This is a genomic window from Duganella fentianensis (assembly GCF_009857835.1).
Taxonomy (GTDB): Bacteria; Pseudomonadota; Gammaproteobacteria; order Burkholderiales; family Burkholderiaceae_D; genus Rugamonas; species Rugamonas fentianensis.
Genome location: NZ_WWCL01000004.1, coordinates 348,930 through 365,857 on the forward strand (window position 1 = coordinate 348,930; position 16,928 = coordinate 365,857).

At 61.5% G+C, this 16,928-nt stretch carries 20 protein-coding genes; 9 read left to right on the forward strand and 11 right to left on the reverse strand.

Annotated elements, in window-relative coordinates; genetic code table 11:
- Positions 1-120 precede the first annotated feature (120 nt).
- The gene (gene proB / locus GTP23_RS18625) at positions 121-1,239 is read left to right on the forward strand and encodes a glutamate 5-kinase (protein ID WP_161036490.1); all 1,119 of its coding nucleotides are present in this window, start codon (positions 121-123) and stop codon (positions 1,237-1,239) included.
- Between the two features lie 37 nt (positions 1,240-1,276).
- Here the strand turns inward: proB and GTP23_RS18630 are convergent, their stop codons facing one another.
- Positions 1,277-2,488, reverse strand: a complete 1,212-nt coding sequence (locus GTP23_RS18630; RefSeq protein WP_161036491.1) for an NAD(P)/FAD-dependent oxidoreductase — start codon at positions 2,486-2,488, stop codon at positions 1,277-1,279.
- A 110-nt stretch (positions 2,489-2,598) separates the two neighbouring features.
- On the opposite strand from GTP23_RS18630, the gene GTP23_RS18635 reads away from it, so the two are divergent.
- Positions 2,599-3,120, forward strand: a complete 522-nt coding sequence (locus GTP23_RS18635; protein ID WP_161036492.1) for an RrF2 family transcriptional regulator — start codon at positions 2,599-2,601, stop codon at positions 3,118-3,120.
- Positions 3,121-3,145: 25 nt separating this feature from the next.
- Here the strand turns inward: GTP23_RS18635 and GTP23_RS18640 are convergent, their stop codons facing one another.
- From GTP23_RS18640 to fdxA, 7 genes are all read right to left on the reverse strand, one after another.
- Positions 3,146-3,607, reverse strand: coding sequence for a GNAT family N-acetyltransferase (locus tag GTP23_RS18640; protein ID WP_161036817.1), 462 nt, complete (start codon positions 3,605-3,607; stop codon positions 3,146-3,148).
- A 36-nt stretch (positions 3,608-3,643) separates the two neighbouring features.
- The gene (locus GTP23_RS18645) at positions 3,644-4,774 is read right to left on the reverse strand and encodes a DUF3466 family protein (RefSeq protein ID WP_161036493.1); all 1,131 of its coding nucleotides are present in this window, start codon (positions 4,772-4,774) and stop codon (positions 3,644-3,646) included.
- Positions 4,775-4,932: 158 nt separating this feature from the next.
- Positions 4,933-5,580: an endonuclease III gene (nth, locus tag GTP23_RS18650; RefSeq protein WP_161036494.1), complete on the reverse strand. Its 648-nt coding sequence runs from the start codon at positions 5,578-5,580 to the stop codon at positions 4,933-4,935.
- Between the two features lie 72 nt (positions 5,581-5,652).
- Positions 5,653-6,330 (reverse strand): electron transport complex subunit RsxB, encoded by a 678-nt coding sequence (gene rsxB, locus GTP23_RS18655; protein WP_161036495.1) that lies wholly within the window; start codon positions 6,328-6,330, stop codon positions 5,653-5,655.
- A 150-nt stretch (positions 6,331-6,480) separates the two neighbouring features.
- Positions 6,481-7,716, reverse strand: a complete 1,236-nt coding sequence (locus tag GTP23_RS18660) for a polyhydroxyalkanoate depolymerase (protein WP_161036496.1) — start codon at positions 7,714-7,716, stop codon at positions 6,481-6,483.
- 216 nt (positions 7,717-7,932) lie between these two features.
- The gene (locus GTP23_RS18665; RefSeq protein WP_161036497.1) at positions 7,933-8,997 is read right to left on the reverse strand and encodes an NAD(P)/FAD-dependent oxidoreductase; all 1,065 of its coding nucleotides are present in this window, start codon (positions 8,995-8,997) and stop codon (positions 7,933-7,935) included.
- A 110-nt stretch (positions 8,998-9,107) separates the two neighbouring features.
- Positions 9,108-9,431: a ferredoxin FdxA gene (gene fdxA, locus GTP23_RS18670; RefSeq protein WP_155434461.1), complete on the reverse strand. Its 324-nt coding sequence runs from the start codon at positions 9,429-9,431 to the stop codon at positions 9,108-9,110.
- Positions 9,432-9,695: 264 nt separating this feature from the next.
- Here fdxA and GTP23_RS18675 point away from each other — a divergent pair, with 264 nt between their 5' ends.
- Entirely contained in the window at positions 9,696-9,974 is a 279-nt protein-coding gene (locus GTP23_RS18675) for a polyhydroxyalkanoic acid system family protein (RefSeq protein ID WP_161036498.1), read from the forward strand.
- Positions 9,975-10,041: 67 nt separating this feature from the next.
- Here GTP23_RS18675 and GTP23_RS18680 read toward each other — a convergent pair whose 3' ends face one another.
- Positions 10,042-10,293 carry an acyl-CoA-binding protein gene (locus GTP23_RS18680; RefSeq protein WP_155434463.1) on the reverse strand — a complete coding sequence of 84 codons (252 nt, stop codon included), beginning with the start codon at positions 10,291-10,293 and terminating at the stop codon, positions 10,042-10,044.
- 153 nt (positions 10,294-10,446) lie between these two features.
- Positions 10,447-10,734: an HU family DNA-binding protein gene (locus tag GTP23_RS18685; protein ID WP_155434464.1), complete on the reverse strand. Its 288-nt coding sequence runs from the start codon at positions 10,732-10,734 to the stop codon at positions 10,447-10,449.
- A gap of 171 nt (positions 10,735-10,905) precedes the next feature.
- Here GTP23_RS18685 and GTP23_RS18690 point away from each other — a divergent pair, with 171 nt between their 5' ends.
- Positions 10,906-11,721, forward strand: coding sequence for an anti-sigma factor (locus GTP23_RS18690; protein WP_161036499.1), 816 nt, complete (start codon positions 10,906-10,908; stop codon positions 11,719-11,721).
- 36 nt (positions 11,722-11,757) lie between these two features.
- Here the strand turns inward: GTP23_RS18690 and GTP23_RS18695 are convergent, their stop codons facing one another.
- A complete protein-coding gene (locus GTP23_RS18695; protein WP_155434466.1) occupies positions 11,758-12,114 on the reverse strand; it encodes an FKBP-type peptidyl-prolyl cis-trans isomerase in 357 nt (118 codons plus the stop codon).
- A 139-nt stretch (positions 12,115-12,253) separates the two neighbouring features.
- Between GTP23_RS18695 and GTP23_RS18700 the strand changes: the two genes are divergently transcribed.
- The 5 genes from GTP23_RS18700 (at position 12,254) to GTP23_RS18720 (ending at position 16,892) form a co-directional block, all read left to right on the forward strand.
- The gene (locus GTP23_RS18700) at positions 12,254-13,225 is read left to right on the forward strand and encodes a YVTN family beta-propeller repeat protein (RefSeq protein ID WP_161036500.1); all 972 of its coding nucleotides are present in this window, start codon (positions 12,254-12,256) and stop codon (positions 13,223-13,225) included.
- A gap of 254 nt (positions 13,226-13,479) precedes the next feature.
- Positions 13,480-14,271, forward strand: coding sequence for a polysaccharide deacetylase family protein (locus GTP23_RS18705; protein WP_229256207.1), 792 nt, complete (start codon positions 13,480-13,482; stop codon positions 14,269-14,271).
- On the forward strand, positions 14,268-15,263 hold the full coding sequence (locus GTP23_RS18710; RefSeq protein WP_161036502.1) for a sterol desaturase family protein: 996 nt from the start codon (positions 14,268-14,270) through the stop codon (positions 15,261-15,263). Before GTP23_RS18705 ends, GTP23_RS18710 begins: the two co-directional genes overlap by 4 nt.
- On the forward strand, positions 15,263-16,078 hold the full coding sequence (locus GTP23_RS18715; protein ID WP_161036503.1) for an EI24 domain-containing protein: 816 nt from the start codon (positions 15,263-15,265) through the stop codon (positions 16,076-16,078). Before GTP23_RS18710 ends, GTP23_RS18715 begins: the two co-directional genes overlap by 1 nt.
- A 28-nt stretch (positions 16,079-16,106) precedes the next feature.
- Positions 16,107-16,892, forward strand: a complete 786-nt coding sequence (locus tag GTP23_RS18720; protein WP_161036504.1) for a competence/damage-inducible protein A — start codon at positions 16,107-16,109, stop codon at positions 16,890-16,892.
- Positions 16,893-16,928 lie beyond the last annotated feature (36 nt).

Here is a 16,928-nt window from a genome sequence, read left to right on the forward strand (position 1 = left end):
CGCAGCACGGGTGACTGCTAGCGGCAAAGCCGGGCAATCCGCCCCACACCATTACAGCGCTGTATGTTTTTGGCCTCGTGCCGAAGTTTTTCGTTCGCTTGTTTTGAGAGTTGCCGCATCATGAAATCCGTAATACAGAACGCCCAACGCATCATCATCAAAGTCGGTTCTTCGCTGGTCACCAACGACGGCCGTGGTCTGGACCATGACGCCATTGCCCGCTGGGCCGCCCAGATTGCCGGCCTGCGCGCGCTCGACAAGCAGGTGGTGCTGGTCAGCTCGGGCGCAATTGCCGAAGGCATGCTGCGGCTCGGCTTCGAACAGCGCCCGACGGATATCCATGAACTGCAGGCCTGTGCTGCCGTGGGCCAGATGGGGCTGGCGCAGATTTACGAAACCAGTTTCCGCGCGCACCAGCTGGGCACGGCGCAAGTGCTGCTGACCCATGCCGATCTGGCCGACCGCGAACGCTATCTGAATGCCCGGTCCACCCTGACTACCTTGCTGCGCCTGGGCGTGGTCCCCATCATCAACGAGAACGATACGGTGGTGACGGACGAAATCAAGTTTGGCGACAACGATACGCTGGGTGCACTGGTGGCCAACCTGATCGAAGCCGATGCGCTGATCATCCTGACCGACCAGCATGGCCTGTACAGCGCCGATCCGCGCAAGGACCCGAATGCGGTGCTGATCCAGCAGGGCGAGGCCGGCGATCCGGCACTGGAAGCCATGGCCGGCGGCGCCGGCAGCAGCATAGGCCGCGGCGGCATGCTGACCAAGATACTGGCGGCCAAGCGGGCCGCCAAATCGGGTGCCCATACCATCATTGCGTGGGGTCGCGACAGCGACGTGCTGGCGCGGCTGGCGCAGGGTGAGGCAATCGGCACCCAGCTGGTGGCACGGACGGGCCACCTGACGGCCCGTAAGCAGTGGATGGCCGACCATCTGCATACGGCAGGGCAGGTCGTGCTCGATGCGGGCGCCGTGCAGAAGCTGAGCAAGGAAGGCAAGTCGCTGCTACCTATCGGCGTGATTGAAGTGAAGGGCGAATTCGGCCGCGGCGCCGTGATTACCTGCGTCAGCGAGCAGGGCGTGGCACTGGCGCGCGGCATCTGCAATTACAGCAGCACCGAAACCCGCCGCATTATGCGCAAGCCTTCCAGCGAAATCGAAGCCCTGCTGGGCTTCGTGGAAGGGCAGGAGCTGATCCACCGCGACAACCTGGTACTGATCTGATCGATGCTGCCCGGGGGCACGCGGTGCCGGGCCAGTGTCAGAAGTACTGCACCGGACGGCTGGCAGGATCGGCGCGGGTGATGATCTCCGCCATATCGGCTTGCGGCGGATAGATCCAGACGGTGTTGATGTTCGCCTTCAGCTCAGCCGCTGCGGGGCCGGACATTTTCACCGTGCGCTGCCAGCCTTCCGTGTAGACCGCATCGTCTGATCCCAGCGACAGGCAGGTAACATAGACCGGCTGGTCATACGGTATGGCTGGCAGTCCCAATACATCCGCCATGGCGTTGTGACCGGCCGAGCGGCCCAGATTCATCGCGTGCTGGCAGGACATGAGGGCGTAATTACCCTGATCATCGGCCGCAGCATGGGCGACATCGCCCGTGGCGTAAATATCGCTGGTGCCGACGCGTAGCGCGGGCGTCACGTGTAATCGGCCGAAGCTGTCGCGCTCGCCGCTGATCTGCGTGGCCAGCGTGCTGGCGCGGGCGCCGGCAGTCCAGATGACGGTGTGGGCTTCGATGCGGCTGCCGTCGGCAGTGGTAATGCCTTGCGCATCGACCGTGGCGACGGCCTGCCCGAGCCGCAGGCTCACGCCCTTGTTGCGCAGCGACTGTTCGATGACCTCACGCGGGCCAGCGCCCAGATCGGGACCGATTTCCGTGGCCCGCTCCACGATGAGCACCTCTACCGCTGCATCCTCACCCAGTATGGCGCGCAGGCGGGCCGGCATTTCGGCCGCCGTTTCGATACCGGTAAAGCCGCCGCCGCACACCACCACCGTATTGCGTGCCCGGCTAGCCGGGCGCTGCGCCAGTGTTTGCAGGTGTGCTGCCAGCTGCTGCGCGTCGCCGAGCTGGTCGACGCTGTAGGCATACTCGTTCAGGCCCGGTAGCGCAGGGCGGAACAGCGTGCTGCCGCTGGCCAGTATCAGTTTGTCGTAGCTGAATAATTGTTCCTTGCCGTCGGCCGTGCGGTAGTGGACTGCATGGTCCTGCGCATGTATCTGCTGCACCGTGCCGGCGATGTAGTGCACACCTGCTGCTTCGAACAGCGCCACCAGCGATGGATTCATGCCCGACAGGTCGGCTTCGTACAGACGCGGGCGCACATGCAGCTCGGGCTGGGGCGAGATGACGGTGATTTCCACTGCGGCCTGCTGGCCTTCCAGATGGCGCAGACGCGCTGCCGCCAGCGCGCTCCACATGCCGGCGAAGCCTGTGCCTATGATCAGTATCTGTTTGCTCATGGTGTTATCCTTTCGTTGAAAACTACGACTATATTGGTCGTAGTTTGTAAACGCAAGCGTTTTAGTGGGTGCATGCTAAAATATGCGACTAATTTTGTCGGAGTTTTAACATGGCGCACATCAGTTCGGGAGTCGAGTACGGCCTGCATTGCCTGCTATTCCTGGTCAGTGAAGCTGGCACAGGGCGTGAGGCGAGCGTGCGCGATCTGGCCGAGTTACAGGGCGTGCCGGCCGATTTTCTGGCCAAGATTTTTACCAAGCTGGCCAAGGCAGGGCTGGTGGCGGCGACCGAAGGCGTGAAGGGCGGCTTTATGCTGGCGCGCCCCGCCAGCAAAATTAGTGTGCTCGATGTGGTGCGCGCCATTGACGGCGAGCGGGCGCTATTCGAATGCCGTGAAATCCGTGCGCGCTGTGCCGTGTTCGATGGTGCGCCGCCGGCCTGGGCAATCTCGGGCACCTGCGGCGTGCATGCGGTGATGCTGGATGCCCAGCAGCGTATGGAACAGGCGCTGGCGGAGCAAAGCCTGCAGGATCTGGTCGAGCGGGTGGGGCGCAAAAGCCCCGCCAGCTTCGAGACCAAAGTCGTCAACTGGCTGGGCGAGCGGGCCGGCAAGCGCACCGCCAAGGCCTAGGTTCAGAGTCTTCTATCCGTCGTTGTCACAGCCACTTGTGATAAATGACGAAGCCCGGCTTTTCCGCGACCTTGTCATAAAGCTGCATGGCAGTATGGTTGGTTTCGCGGGTTTGCCAGTACACGCGGGCGATACCGGCAGCGCGGGCCTGCTCATACACGGCATTGATCAGTGCCCGGCCCACGCCCAGACCTCTGGCTTCCTCAACCGTGTACAGGTCCTGCAGATAGCAGCTGGGCGCAAGCTGGGTGGTACTGCGGTGATAGAGAAAATGCACCATGCCGAGCAGTTTTCCCGAGCGCTCGGCAACCATGGCGTGCATAGGCTCATAGGCATCCAGGAAGCGCGCCCACGTCATGCGGGTAATTTCCGGCGCCAGCGCGGTTTCGCCGCTGCGGCCGTAGAAGGCGTTGTAGCCATCCCAGAGCGGCAGCCAGGCAGCAAGGTCGCTTTTCTGCACAGTGCGAATAATCAGCTGGTCGCTCATGGGTAGGCTTTGCGGCATTCAGGGCTTCAAGGCAGGCTAGAACGAAAACGTGCCGAAGCCGCGCAGCTGGATACCCCGATAGCGGCGGTGGTAGAGCACCATAGCGCCGGCGGCCAGCAGCACGATGCAGATCAGCGTCATGAACTCCTGCGGCGAGCGCACCACGGTGGCGATGGCGTTCGAACGCATGGTCGATGCTTCGAATTTCCTGCCCTGGAACTGGGCGCCGACTACCAGTTCCTGATTGTTGATGCTGTTGACCAGATACAGCCCGTGGCCGCCCGGATGTACCGTCATTTTTCCATCGCGGTAGACAAACGAGCGGCGTTCGTCGCCGATCAGAATGGTACCCACCACATGGCCGGCGCTGTTGATGGCCGTGGCGAAGCTGTCGCCGTAGCCTATCATGTCGCCCAGATCGACCATGTTTTCGCCGTCGTACATAAAGGCGTGCCAGCGTCCACTGGCGGTACTGGCAGCACCGACCACCACGCCGTCGTCGTTGATGGCGCTGGCCGAGCTGGCGCGGCCGCCCGGCAGCGTGCCCAGATTGATCATGCCGCTGCCGGGGCGGTAGAGGAAGGCGCGACGGTAGCCGTCGCTGAGCGCAGCCGTGCCGACGATCTCGCCATGATTATTGATGCCGCTGGCGTAGCTGATATTGCCGCCCAGCGTGCCCAGATCGGTCAGCACGCCATCGCTGTCGGCGACGTATGCGTGGAAGTAGTTGTCGCTGGTGTCGGCAAAGCCGACTACCTGACCGGCGGTGTTGATGGCAGCGCCATAGCTGCTGTTGCCGCCCAGCGTGCCGAGGTCGCGCATGCCGCGTTCTTTGCTGTAGATGAAGGCGCGCCACTGGCGCCGGCTGTTCTGTGCCGTGCCTACTACCATGCCGTTGGCATTGATGCCTTTGGTGTAGCTCTCGCCGCCGCCCAGCGTACCCAGCTCGATCACCTGCTGCCGGTCGTAGAGGATGGCGCGCTGTGTGCCTTCCTCGACGTTCTGGATGATGCCCGCCACCTGCCCGCGCGCGTTGATGTCGACCGCGATGCTGGCTTCTTCGTTTTTGACGGCGATGCCGACCGGGTTAAGTTTCTCTGCCGCCGCGATGCCGGTATAGCCAAACAAGACAGCAGCCAATAGCACTGAACTGGTGGTTCGCAGCATCACGCATCTCCTTGACAGGTATTAGATATGCAACAGAAGAGCGTTGAATATATAACATCTAAAATCGAAACACAGCGAATTTTTAGCTACTTGATCCAGTGTTTTAAATAGCGGGAATCTATTGCTGCTGCGTGCGTAATCGCGCTGCCTGCTGCGCTTCAGGCATGCGCCGGGGCGGGCGTTTTGCTGCGGTAATCGCACAGGTCCTGCTGCATGCAGTTCCAGCATTCGGGTTTGCGTGCCTTGCAGGTATAGCGGCCGTGCAGGATCAGCCAGTGGTGGGCATCGTGCAGGAATTCACGCGGGACGAATTTGAGCAGCTTCTGTTCGACGATGTCGACATTCTTGCCGGGAGCTAGCCCGGTGCGGTTGGCCACGCGGAAGATGTGGGTATCCACTGCCATGGTGGGTTCGCCGAAAGCCGTGTTGAGCACCACGTTGGCCGTCTTGCGGCCCACGCCGGGCAGGGCTTCCAGTGCTTCGCGCTGGCGCGGCACTTCGCCGCCATGCAGTTCCAGCAGCATGCGGCAGGTGGCGATCACATTCTTGGCCTTGGTCTTGTACAGGCCTATGGTCTGGATATAGCTCTTTAATTCTTCTTCGCCCAGCGCGAGCATGGCGGCCGGGGTATTCGCCACCGGATACAGCTTGCGCGTGGCCTTGTTGACGCCGACGTCGGTAGCCTGGGCCGACAGCAGCACGGCGATCAGCAGTTCGAACGGGGTGGTGTATTCCAGTTCCGTGACGGGTTTCGGGTTGGCGGCGCGGAAGCGCTCGAACATGGTCTGGCGGGTTTGCTTGTTCATGCGTGGTGGTGATTTCTGCTTGGCTGGCGGATGGTGGCTGATCGTGGCAGATAGTGGCGAATACTGGCGCTGTTAGGCTTTGCCTTCGGCTTCCTTGCGCAGGCGCGCTCTTTCCATGGCGGCGGCGATGATGGCGCGCTTGCGCTCTTTCTCGGCGGCGTCGGCATCGGTGGCCGGATCAAGCGCTTCCACCGCCTTCATTTTGGCCACGGCTTTGGCGGCCAGACGGGCATCGTTTTCATCTTTATCGCGTTGCAGGCGCAGGGCACGGAAATCGTGGCGTTCGCGCGCAGCGTCAGCCTGTGCGGCCGTCCACGCCTGCCAGCCAGTCTGCTCTGTGACGGGGTACATGACGATGCAGTCGACCGGGCAGGGTGCCACGCACAGATCGCAACCGGTGCACAGCTCGGGCACGATGGTGTGCATCAGTTTGGCCGCGCCGACGATGGCATCCACCGGGCAGGCCTGTATGCACAGCGTGCAGCCTATGCACAGGGCCGGATCGATATAGGCCACGGCACGCGGACGTTCCAGACCGTTGACGGGATTGAGCGGAATGACCGGATAGCCGGTCAGGGCCGACAGCCGCTGTATGCCTTCCGCGCCACCGGGCGGACACTGGTTGATCGCGGCGCTGCCGTCGGCGATGGCTTGCGCATACGGGCGGCAGCCCTGGTAGCCACATTTGGTGCACTGGGTTTGCGGCAGCAGGTCTTCGATACGGTCAGCGAGAGTGGGCTTGGTAGACACGGCAGAGTGACGTCTTAAATCGTAAAAGCGTCATTATCCGCCAAATCGGCCAGCGAGAGAAAAACGGGGCCGGATCCGCTGCCTGCGCAGCGTGATCCGGCCCCGTGTGGCGGCCTAGCGGCCGCTCAGGCCTGCCTTGCAGGCGCAGGCTTAACCGTGATTCTTGATGAACTCGGTGATTTTCGGGCACACCTGCTCGCGCCAGCGGCGGCCGGAGAAGATGCCGTAGTGGCCGGCCTGCGGTGCCACGAAGTCCTGCTGCATATTAGCCGGGATGTTGCAGCACAGGTCGTGCGCAGCCTGGGTCTGGCCGGCACCGGAAATGTCATCGAGCTCGCCTTCCACGGTGAACAGGGCGACGGTGGTGATGTCCTGCGGACGTACCGGTTTGCCGCCCACTTTCCACGTACCCTTGGGCAGCGCATGTTCCTGGAACACGGTGCGGATGGTGTCGAGGTAGTATTCGGCCGGCATGTCCAGCACGGCGTTGTACTCGTCGTAGAACTTGCGGTGGCTTTCTGCCGTTTCCTGATCGCCTTCGACCAGATGCATGTAGAACTCGCGGTGGCTCTGCGCATGGCGGCCCGGATTCATGGCGATAAAGCCGGCGTGCTGCAGGAAGCCCGGATAGACCTTGCGGCCAAAGCCCGGATAGTTAGGCGGCACCGAGTAGATCACGGTGTTTTCGAACCACGAGAATTTCTTCTCGACGGCCAGATTGTTCACGGCCGTGGGCGAACGGCGCGGATCGATAGGGCCGCCCATCATGGTCATGGTCTTCGGCAGCTTCGGATCCTTGTCGGTGGCCATCAGCGAAATGGCGGCCAGCACCGGCACGGTAGGCTGGCAGACGGAAATCACGTGCAGGTCCGGGCCCAGCAGGCGGATGAATTCCTGCACGTAGTAGATGTAGTCGTCCAGATGGAAGGCGCCGGCCGACATCGGTACCATGCGCGCATCGGTCCAGTCGGTGATGTAGACGTCGTGATCGAGCAGCAGACCGCGCACGGTATCGCGCAGCAGCGTGGAGTGGTGTCCCGACAACGGCGCCACCAGCAGCACGGTAGGCTGCTTGAGCGCCTTGATCTGCTTGTCGCTGAGCGCTTTCTTGAAGTGCAGCAGGCGGCAGAACGGCTTGTTAACGGTAACTTCTTCAACGATGCCTACCGTGCCATCCTGTAGTTCGACGTAGTTGATATCGAAAGCCGGCTTTTCGTAGTCTTTGCCGAGCCGGTACATGAGCTCGTAACCGGCGGCGATACGCTGCGAGAAAGGCGTGTGCGCCAGTGGCGACACGGGATTGGTGAACATTTTGGAGGACGCGTCGGCCCACTGCATCAGCGGGGTCAGGAACGAGCGTTGCATTTCGTGAAGATGGTAGAGCATAGTGTATCCCTGAGGCTAGCGTTTGGTGCGGTGCACCAATTCCGTACATCATAAACCAATTATAGGACAGTTTGCCGTAATCGATTGCATTCCCAGATGCTGCTGAGCAAGTCTACGTGTTTTCCACAATGGTTTTTGTGGCTCCAGTATTAGACTGATAAGGATGAAAAAAAAGCAGCGCGAACGCTGCTTTTCTGTAGGACTAGCGCGCTGCGCTTAGTCGAATACCGGAGTTTCCACGCCCAGCACCTTGTGCAGTTTCGGCGAGGTGGTGGTGTACTGCATGTGGATCTTCTTGTCCGGGAAGATATATGGTGCGGCGCCGAAGGCAGCCAGAGCTGCTTCGTGGAAGCCCGACAGAATCAGCTTCTTCTTGCCCGGATAGGTGTTGATGTCGCCCACCGCGAAGATGCCCGGCACATTGGTCTCAAACTTCTCGGTGTTCATCACTTTCAGCTGGCGACGCTCGATGTCCAGACCCCATTCGGCGATCGGACCCAGTTTCGGCGACAGGCCGAAGAATACCAGCAGCATGTCCAGCGGTACGCGGCGGGTTACGCCGTCAGCGCCCGTCACTTTCAGTTCGCTGAGTTTGCCGTCTTTGGCTTCGAAGCCGGTGGCCTGACCGATGATCAGCTGCATTTCGTATTCGTCGCACAGGGCTTTCATCTTGGCCACGGAAGCTGGCGCAGCGCGGAATTCTTCGCGACGGTGCAGCAGCACGACGGATTCGGCTTTGCCGACGAAGTTCAGGGCCCAGTCCAGCGCCGAATCGCCACCGCCGCAGATCACCAGATTCTTGCCTTCGAAGATGGCAGGATCTTTGACCTTGTAGTGCAGCTGGCTGCCTTCGAATTCTTCGATGCCGTCGACCTTGATGGTACGGGCCTGGAAGGAACCCACGCCGGCCGCGATGAAGATGGTTTTGGTGATGAAGCGGGTGCCGATGCTGGTCTCGACATCGAAACGGCCATCGGCGCGGCGCTCGACCTTGGTCACTTCCTGACCGAGGTGGAAGGTCGGATCGAACGGTTCGATCTGTTTCAGCAGATTGTCGGTCAGTTCCTGGCCGGTGCACGAAGGCACGGCAGGGATGTCGTAGATAGGCTTGTCCGGATACAGTTCCACGCACTGACCGCCCACCGCGCCCAGCGAATCGATCACGTGGGCTTTGATTTCCAGCAGGCCCAGTTCGAAGACCTGGAACAGGCCGACGGGGCCGGCGCCGATGATAACGGCATCGGCTTCGATGACGTCAGGGGTAGTGACAGTGCTATTCATACGTGGTTTCCTGTTATTTCAATAATGGTTGGGCAACACCGAGCTGCGCGGCCGCTGGCTACAGCTGTCGCGTGGGGCGCTGCCTGGTGCTACCTATCCAGACGAAAGTCTTAGCGGACCAGCAGGTGCAGTTTTTCTTTAACGTCTTTGAACTGCTCGGCTTCGTCCAGTGCCGGAATGGTTTTGGTGATCGAAGGCCAGCCGCGTGCCAGTTCGACGTTCAGCTTGATGAATTTCTGCTGGTCGGACGGCACATCTTCTTCTGCGAAGATCGCATTGACCGGGCACTCGGCCACGCAGACGGCGCAATCGATGCACTCATCCGGATCGATGGCGAGGAAATTCGGGCCCTGGCGGAAGCAATCTACCGGGCAAACATCGACGCAATCCGTGTAACGGCAAGCGATGCAAGATTCGGTAACAACGTGAGTCATAACAGTCCTATCAATGTAGTGGTGCAGCGGCGTCGGCGGCGTGGCATAGCCCGGCTAACCTCGGCAAAGCACTGTATTTTAAGGTAATTCGCTATTTCTCACAAATTGCGCTTATATACAATACAAATAAGCAAATTCGTTTCTGGCGCGCGACAGGGGCCGGATCCGGCCTCTGGCAGGGTCATTTTGGCGTGCGCTCAGGCACTGGCGGCGCAGCGGCGCAACTGGCATGATGGCAGCTTTTTCAAGCAGAAGGAGTGGGCGATGGCTGACATTAACATCGTGCAGGCGCATCAGCTGGCACCCGAGCAGGCGCGTGCCGCGGCACAGGAAGTGGTCGATAAACTGGCCGAACAGTTCGAACTGAGCTGCCGCTGGGAGGGCGATGAACTGCATTTCGACCGCACGGGCGTGAACGGCAAACTGACGCTGGCACCGAACGAAGCACGGGTGCAGATGACGCTGGGACTGTTCTACGGGGCGTTTGCCGGCGTGGTGGAAGCCAAGCTGAAAGACAAAATGGCGCGGGTGTTCGCGGGCTGAACGGGGCAGGTGGACAGGTTGCAGCACTGCCCGCAGGCGGGCGCTGCAACCGTAATGCAGACTTGATTTACTTCAGATCTTCGATCAGATCGATGTACTGCTGCTTGGCTTCGTCCTGCGAAGTGCCGGTCAGGGCAGCCCAGGCATCGAACTTGGCACGGCCGACCATGTCGGTAAAGCCGGGACGGTCGCCGCTGGCATCGCCGCTCGAAGCCTGCTTGAACAGGGCGTAGATTTTCAGCAGCGTCATATTGTCCGGACGCTCAGGCAGGTTTTTCGAATCGAGCTGGGCCTGGGCAAATTGTGCATCTAAACTCATGGTGTCTCCTCAAGGGGCTGAATGATGGCGCCATCATAACCCCAGCCACGCCGATTTCTGCTAGAGGGACTCCTCAAAAACAGAGCGGCGGCCGCTGTCAGGAACAGGGACCGCCGCTGCCGGTGCCCTGGCGGGCACTATGTTACGGACGACTTATTTTTTCTTGGTCGGATTAACAGCCGACTTCAGGGTCGCGCCAGCCGAGAACTTAGGCGTTTTCGACGCAGCGATCTTGATCGCTTCGCCGGTGGCTGGGTTGCGGCCTTTGCGGGCAGCGCGTTTTGCGACGGAGAAGGTGCCGAAGCCGGTGATGCCTACCGTGTCGCCTTTTTTCAGACGCTCGGTGATGATGGCGATCAGGGTGTTGACCGCGTTGTTGGCGGCAGCAGCGGACACGTCAGTGCGTTTCGCAAATTCTGCAATCAATTCGCCTTTTTTCATTACTACCTCCTTGGTTATTGGAGCGCGCAGATTAGCATAAATATTGTCAAATGTAATGGTTTCTCTTCGAAGTAAGCCATGCAGTAGCTAGCGCGCCACGCTGCGACGCAAAAAAACGCCCGCCGTTACAGGCCGCAGCAGGTGTACAAAAAGGTTTATGATGGCTGCACCATGGACCGAACCACGCGCTTTTCCGATCAGATACTGCAAGCCTATGCCGACGGCATACTTGATGCAGCGACCAGCCGCGCGCTGGAATTGGCCATTCAGCACGATAGCGCGCTGGCGCTGCGGGTTGCGCAGTTGCGGCGCAAGGCGATCGGTGCAGCCGGCGCCAAGGCGGCAGCCAAGGCGGGAGCCAAAGTAGTGCAGCTGGCCGGGGTGCGGGCGGAGCGGGCTGCGGCAGCGCGCAAGGCCGGCCAGCGCCGCTGGGGTGCGCTGGAATGGAGCGTGCTGGCGCTGGTGGTAGCAGTGGTGGCGGGCTTGATCGCGCTGGGGCTATACGGCAGCCGGCTAGGCTGGTCGCGCTGGTGGCCCGGTTCTGCTGCCACTACGGGCGCCGCGACGGCGCCACTGGTGTCTGCCAGTTCCGGCATTGCCGCCATCGCCGCGCACGACGGCAGCCTGCTGGCGCAAGGCAGCCTGCTGGTGGCACTGAACCAGCAGCCGGGCGGACGCACCACGCCGGACGGCGAAATCCGTCTGGGCCAGAGTTTTATGACACAGGATGGCAATTACTGCCGCAGTTTCAGTCTGCTGGGCATGCAGCAGGATCTGACAGGGCTGGCCTGTCGCGAGGAGGGCGTGTGGCAGGTGCCGCTGCTGGTGCAGAACCGGCGCCATGTGCCGGCGCTGGGCACCCATCGTAACGCCATGGGAGATATGCCGCCGCTGCTGCAGGAAGCCATACGGCAGCGCAGGGCTGGCGCCGCGCTCGATGCGCAGGCCGAGGAACTGGCGCTGCAGCGTCGCTGGCAGCACCAGTAAGGACGGGCGGCGGCTAGCCTGCCGCGCCCGCAGTCATCAAACAGCCAGCAGTTCGACGTCGAAGATCAGGGTGGCGTTCGGTGGAATCACGCCGCCCGCGCCGCGCGAGCCGTAGCCCAGATCGGAAGGGATGATCAGCTGGCGGGTGCCGCCCACTTTCATGCCCTGTACGCCTTCGTCCCAGCCACGGATCACCATGCCGGCACCCAGGGCGAATTCGAACGGGTCGTTGCGGTCTTTGCTGGAGTCGAATTTCGGACCTTTGCTGCCGTCGTCGTTCTGCAGCCAGCCGGTGTAGTGCACGGTGACGTTCTGGCCGGCTTTGGCTTCGGCGCCTTCGCCCACGGTCAGTTCGATGTATTGCAGGCCGGAGCCGGTGGTAATGGTGCTCATGTTATTCCTTCAGAAGTACGTTAAAGACAGGCCCGCATTGTAGCAGGGCGTGAGAGCGGGCGATTAATTGCGGCTTCCTTCTTGCTGCCTGCCCGTTTGCACGTAAAATAAGCGTTTTGCTCCTACAAGCGACTTATCCATGCTCCGCAGTTTTCGCCGTATCGCCCTTTCCTGTGTCTGCGCCCTGACTGCCGCCGGCAGTGTGCAGGCCAATGTCGTTGTCGTGCTCAATTCGCGCGACGCCACTGTGCAGTTGCTCGATCAGGACACGTATAAAGACCTCGCCACTTTCCCGGTCGGCAAAGAGCCGCACCACCTGATGTCCACGCCCGATAACAAATCGCTGATCGTGGCCAGCTCTGTCGGTAACGAGCTGATCTTCCTCGACCCGAAAAGCGGCCAGATCCAGCGTACCATCAAGGACATCCTCGATCCCTACCAGATCGGTTTTTCGCCGGACCAGAAATGGCTGGTCTCGAATTCGCTGCGGCTGGACCGCGTCGATCTGTACCGCTACGACGGCAGCAGCCTGACTCTGAGCAAGCGTTTGCCGCTGCCCAAACTGCCTAGCCACATGGCCTTCAATGCAGCCAGCGATATGGTGTTCATTACCCAGCAGGGCAGCGATGAAGTCAGTGCCATCGATCTGAAAACCCAGGCCATCAAATGGACTATGCCGGTCGGTAAGCTGCCGGCCGGGATCTCGATGACGCCGGACGACAAGTATCTGCTGGTCGGCATCATGAGCAGCGACTATGTGGAAGTGATCGACTGGCGCACCCAGAAGATCGTGAAACGCATCAAAACGGGGCAGGGCACCCACAATTTCCGCGCGGCCGGCGATGGCCGTCACATTTTCGTTTCCAATCGCGTGTCGAATTCGATTAATATCATTGACCAGAAGACGCTGGAAAATGTGGGCCAGATTAATGTGCCCGGTGGTCCGGACTGTATGGAGGTGACGGCAGATGGTAAAACCATGTGGGCAACGCTGCGCTGGATTAAAAAAGTGGCCGTAATCGATATCCCCAGCCGCAAAGTCATCAAAATGATTCCTGTGGGGCGCTCGCCGCACGGGGTGTTCTTCTTTAATTCCGCTCCCCGCATCTGATGGCACGCGCCGCCGCCCTGACACTGTGCATGCTGGCGCTGGCGCCGGCACTGTCCCAGGCTGAATCGGGCGTGGCGAAGCGCGCCGCCGTAGCACGTGCTGCCGGCATCGCAGCCGCCTATGGCTACCGTCCGGTCCTCGGCAGCGGCACCATCACGGCCAGCACGACCAGTGCGGGCGGCAGCAAGGCCGCTATGGCCCCCGCCGTAGCGGCAATCACCAGTAAGCCGGCCGCGCCCAGCGCCGCCACGGCCATGCTGGCCGTGGTGCCGGCAGCCGCAGCGGCCTCGGTGCCGGCCGCCAGCAGCGCTGCCAAAGCAGCCCAGGCTGCACCCCAGTGCAAGGGCAATATCTATCTGACTTTCGATACGGGCAGTCAGGCGCAGGCGGCGCTGATCGCCGAGACGCTGCAGAAGCACCATATCAAGGCCAGCTTCTTCCTCGCCAACGAGAAAACCGTCAACGGCGATTATTCGCTCGATCCGGCCTGGGCGCCGTACTGGAAGGCGCGGCTGGCCGAAGGCCATGTGATCGGTTCGCATACTTTCGATCACGATGTGCTGGTACGCGATGCGGCCGACGGCAAGCTGGAAACCAAGCCCGGTTTCGGCAGCAGCGCCGGCAAGGTGCGTACGCTGAGTCCCGACCAGTACTGCGAGCAGATACGTCGTGTCGACCAGCGCTTCGTCGAACTGACGGGCAGCCACCTCGATCCCGTCTGGCGTGCCCCGGCCGGCCGCACTTCGCCGCGCGCACTGGCCGCAGCGCGCAGCTGCGGCTATACCCATGTGGGCTGGTCGCCGGCCGGTTTTTCCGGCGACGAACTGCCCAGCGAGAAGTACTCCAACGCCTCGCTGCTGGCCAAATCGCTGCGCGAACTGCGCGCCGGCGATGTGGTGCTGATCCACATGGGCATCTGGTCGCGCAAGGATGCGTGGGCACCGGCCAACCTCGAACCACTGATCAAGGGACTGTCGCAGAAGGGCTATTGCTTTGCCACCCTGCGCGACCATCCAGACTACTCTTCTTCCTTTAAACATCCATGATGCAGGTATTTTCCGACTGGCTGGGCGTGGCCCAGGGCTGGTTGTTTGAAACAGTTATACAGCCGCTGGTGTTCCAGCTGGGCCTGGGCGAATTTGTCGAAGAATCGTTCGAAGGCACGGAATGGCTGCTGATAGGCGCGCTGGAACTGCTGCTGCTGTTCCTCGTGCTGCGTCCGCTCGAAGCGCTGCTGCCGGTGCACCGGATCAGCGACCCGCGCGCGCGCTGGAACGATTTCCTCTACACGGTGCTGCACCGTATCGGCCTGTTTTCGCTGCTGATCTTCTTTACCCTCGACCCGCTGATGGATGCGCTGGCCGCCCAGCTGCGCTTCGAAAGCCTGCATCCGCTCAATCTCGAGAGCCTGCTGCCCGGTATCAGCCCGCTGGCCAGCTTCCTCGTGTATCTGGTGGTGCTGGACTTTTTCGATTACTGGTACCACCGCGCCGAGCACCATTTCAACTGGTGGTGGGGGCTGCACGGCCTGCACCACAGCCAGCAGAACATGAATTTGTGGAGCGACAACCGCAACCATCTGCTGGACGATCTGCTGCGCGACATCTACATGGCGCTGATCGCCCTGTTCATCGGCGTGGAGCCGGCCCAGTATGTGGTGCTGGTATCTGTGTCGCGCATCCTGCAAAGCCTGCAGCATGCCAATGTACGCATCCATTTCGGCTGGCTGGGCGAGCGCCTGCTGGTGTCGCCACGCTACCACCGCCACCACCATGCCATCGGCCATGGCCACGAAAGCCATGGCGTGGGCACGCTGGGCGGCTGCAATTTTGCCGTGCTGCTGCCGGTGTGGGACATGGTATTCGGCACGGCCCGTTTCACCACAGAGTTTGCCGCCACCGGCATCCGCGACCAGCTGCCGCAGACCGATGCGCACGGCGCGGTCCTGCCCGGCCGTGATTACGGGCGCGGCTTCTGGGCGCAGCAGTGGCTGGGCCTGAAGCGTATGGTGGAATACGCCGGCAAGGATGTGGTCTGATGGGCGCCGTACTGCGCAGCTGGGGCCAGGCCTTCGGTACGCAGTGGCATCCGCGTCTGCTGGCCATGAGCGTGCTGCCTTTCCTGCTGGCGCTGGCCGTGTGGGCGGTGCTGCTGTATTTCGGCCTGCAGCCGCTAATCGATTATCTGCATGCGCTGTTCACCGAGTACGATGGTTTTGCCCGTAGCGGCAGCATCCTGACGGCGCTGGGACTGGCCACGCTGAAAACCGTGGTAGTGCCGCTGATCGCCATGCTGGCGCTACTGCCCCTGATGATACTGACGGCGCTAGTGTTCATCGGCGTGGTGGCCATGCCGCTGATCGGCCGCCACGTGGGACGGCGCCGCTATCCGGAACTGGAACAGCGCAAAGGCGGCAGCCTGCTGGGCAGCATAGGCACGGCGCTGGGCGCCATGCTGGTGTTCATGGGCTTGTGGCTGCTGACGCTGCCGCTGTATGCCTTCCCGCCGCTGGCCGTGATTACCCAGGCGCTGCTGTGGGGCTGGCTGACCATGCGCGTGATGGTGTACGACGCGCTGGCCGACTACGCCAGTGCCGAAGAGCGCCACCAGATACTGCAGCAGCACCGTGGCCGCTTGCTGCTGATAGGCGTGATTTCCGGCGCCGCCGGCGCCTTGCCCGGTGCACTGTGGCTGGGCGGGGTGATGGCCGTGGTGCTGTTCCCGTTTCTGGCGGCTGCTTCGATCTGGCTGTATGTCCTGATTTTTATCTTCACCGGCCTGTGGTTTGCGTATTATTGTCTGGAAGCGCTGGTGCAATTGCGTGCCGCTGCCACCAGCGAGAACGCCGGCTAGGCCAGCGCTTACAGGGAGAAGCATAGTTATGGCGATAGGTTTGATCATCATCGGCGACGAAATCCTGTCAGGCCGGCGGCACGACCAGCACTTTCCCAAAGTGCTGCAGATACTGGCTGCACGCGGCCTGCAACTGGGCTGGGCGGAAATCCTGCCGGACGATCCGGTGCGCATCACGGCTGCGCTGAAGCGAACCTTTGCCAGCAGCGACATCGTGTTCTGCTGCGGTGGCATAGGCGCGACGCCGGATGACCATACGCGTCAGGCTGCGGCCGATGCACTGGGCCTGCCGCTGGTGCTGCATGAAGAAGGCAAGCGCAATATCCAGCAGCGCATACTGCAGATGGGTTACGAGGCAGGGCAGGCGGCCGATCTGGAATCGGCAGAGAATCTGCACCGGCTGAAGATGGCGGAATTTGCCCAAGGGGCCGAGCTGATTCCCAACCCGTACAACAATATCGCCGGATTCTCGCTGCGACAGCACTATTTTGTGCCGGGCTTCCCCGTCATGGCCTGGCCCATGATCGAATGGGTGCTGGATCAGCACTACTCTCATCTGTACAACCGCGCGCCGCGCATCGAACAGTCGGTGCTGGTGTACGAGGCGGCCGAATCGGCGCTGACGCCGCTGATGCAGATGCTGGAAGCCGATTATCCGGGGGTGAAGATATTCAGCCTGCCCAGCGTGGGCGACGCGCAGACGCGGCGCCATATCGAGCTTGGCGTCAAAGGCGAACCGGTACAGACAGCGGCCGCCTTCCGTCAACTGTGCGCGGAACTGACGAAACTCCATGTAGAGTTCAGCAACATCTAGTGTTGCGGTGATAAGAAGTGGCCAGAAACGGCGTTC

Excerpts from the sequence above, each read along its gene's own strand:
- GTP23_RS18715 (WP_161036503.1), top strand. The coding sequence starts at position 15,263 with ATGGGCGCCGTACTGCGCAGCTGGGGCCAGGCCTTCGGTACGCAGTGG.
- GTP23_RS18710 (WP_161036502.1), top strand. The coding sequence starts at position 14,268 with ATGATGCAGGTATTTTCCGACTGGCTGGGCGTGGCCCAGGGCTGGTTG.
- GTP23_RS18675 (WP_161036498.1), top strand. The coding sequence starts at position 9,696 with ATGGCTGACATTAACATCGTGCAGGCGCATCAGCTGGCACCCGAGCAG.
- proB (WP_161036490.1), top strand. The coding sequence starts at position 121 with ATGAAATCCGTAATACAGAACGCCCAACGCATCATCATCAAAGTCGGT.
- GTP23_RS18645 (WP_161036493.1), bottom strand. The coding sequence starts at position 4,774 with ATGCTGCGAACCACCAGTTCAGTGCTATTGGCTGCTGTCTTGTTTGGC.
- GTP23_RS18680 (WP_155434463.1), bottom strand. The coding sequence starts at position 10,293 with ATGAGTTTAGATGCACAATTTGCCCAGGCCCAGCTCGATTCGAAAAAC.
- fdxA (WP_155434461.1), bottom strand. The coding sequence starts at position 9,431 with ATGACTCACGTTGTTACCGAATCTTGCATCGCTTGCCGTTACACGGAT.
- GTP23_RS18640 (WP_161036817.1), bottom strand. The coding sequence starts at position 3,607 with ATGAGCGACCAGCTGATTATTCGCACTGTGCAGAAAAGCGACCTTGCT.
- GTP23_RS18630 (WP_161036491.1), bottom strand. The coding sequence starts at position 2,488 with ATGAGCAAACAGATACTGATCATAGGCACAGGCTTCGCCGGCATGTGG.
- GTP23_RS18660 (WP_161036496.1), bottom strand. The coding sequence starts at position 7,716 with ATGCTCTACCATCTTCACGAAATGCAACGCTCGTTCCTGACCCCGCTG.
- GTP23_RS18695 (WP_155434466.1), bottom strand. The coding sequence starts at position 12,114 with ATGAGCACCATTACCACCGGCTCCGGCCTGCAATACATCGAACTGACC.
- GTP23_RS18720 (WP_161036504.1), top strand. The coding sequence starts at position 16,107 with ATGGCGATAGGTTTGATCATCATCGGCGACGAAATCCTGTCAGGCCGG.
- GTP23_RS18635 (WP_161036492.1), top strand. The coding sequence starts at position 2,599 with ATGGCGCACATCAGTTCGGGAGTCGAGTACGGCCTGCATTGCCTGCTA.
- GTP23_RS18690 (WP_161036499.1), top strand. The coding sequence starts at position 10,906 with ATGGACCGAACCACGCGCTTTTCCGATCAGATACTGCAAGCCTATGCC.
- GTP23_RS18685 (WP_155434464.1), bottom strand. The coding sequence starts at position 10,734 with ATGAAAAAAGGCGAATTGATTGCAGAATTTGCGAAACGCACTGACGTG.
- GTP23_RS18700 (WP_161036500.1), top strand. The coding sequence starts at position 12,254 with ATGCTCCGCAGTTTTCGCCGTATCGCCCTTTCCTGTGTCTGCGCCCTG.
- nth (WP_161036494.1), bottom strand. The coding sequence starts at position 5,580 with ATGAACAAGCAAACCCGCCAGACCATGTTCGAGCGCTTCCGCGCCGCC.
- GTP23_RS18665 (WP_161036497.1), bottom strand. The coding sequence starts at position 8,997 with ATGAATAGCACTGTCACTACCCCTGACGTCATCGAAGCCGATGCCGTT.
- GTP23_RS18705 (WP_229256207.1), top strand. The coding sequence starts at position 13,480 with ATGCTGGCCGTGGTGCCGGCAGCCGCAGCGGCCTCGGTGCCGGCCGCC.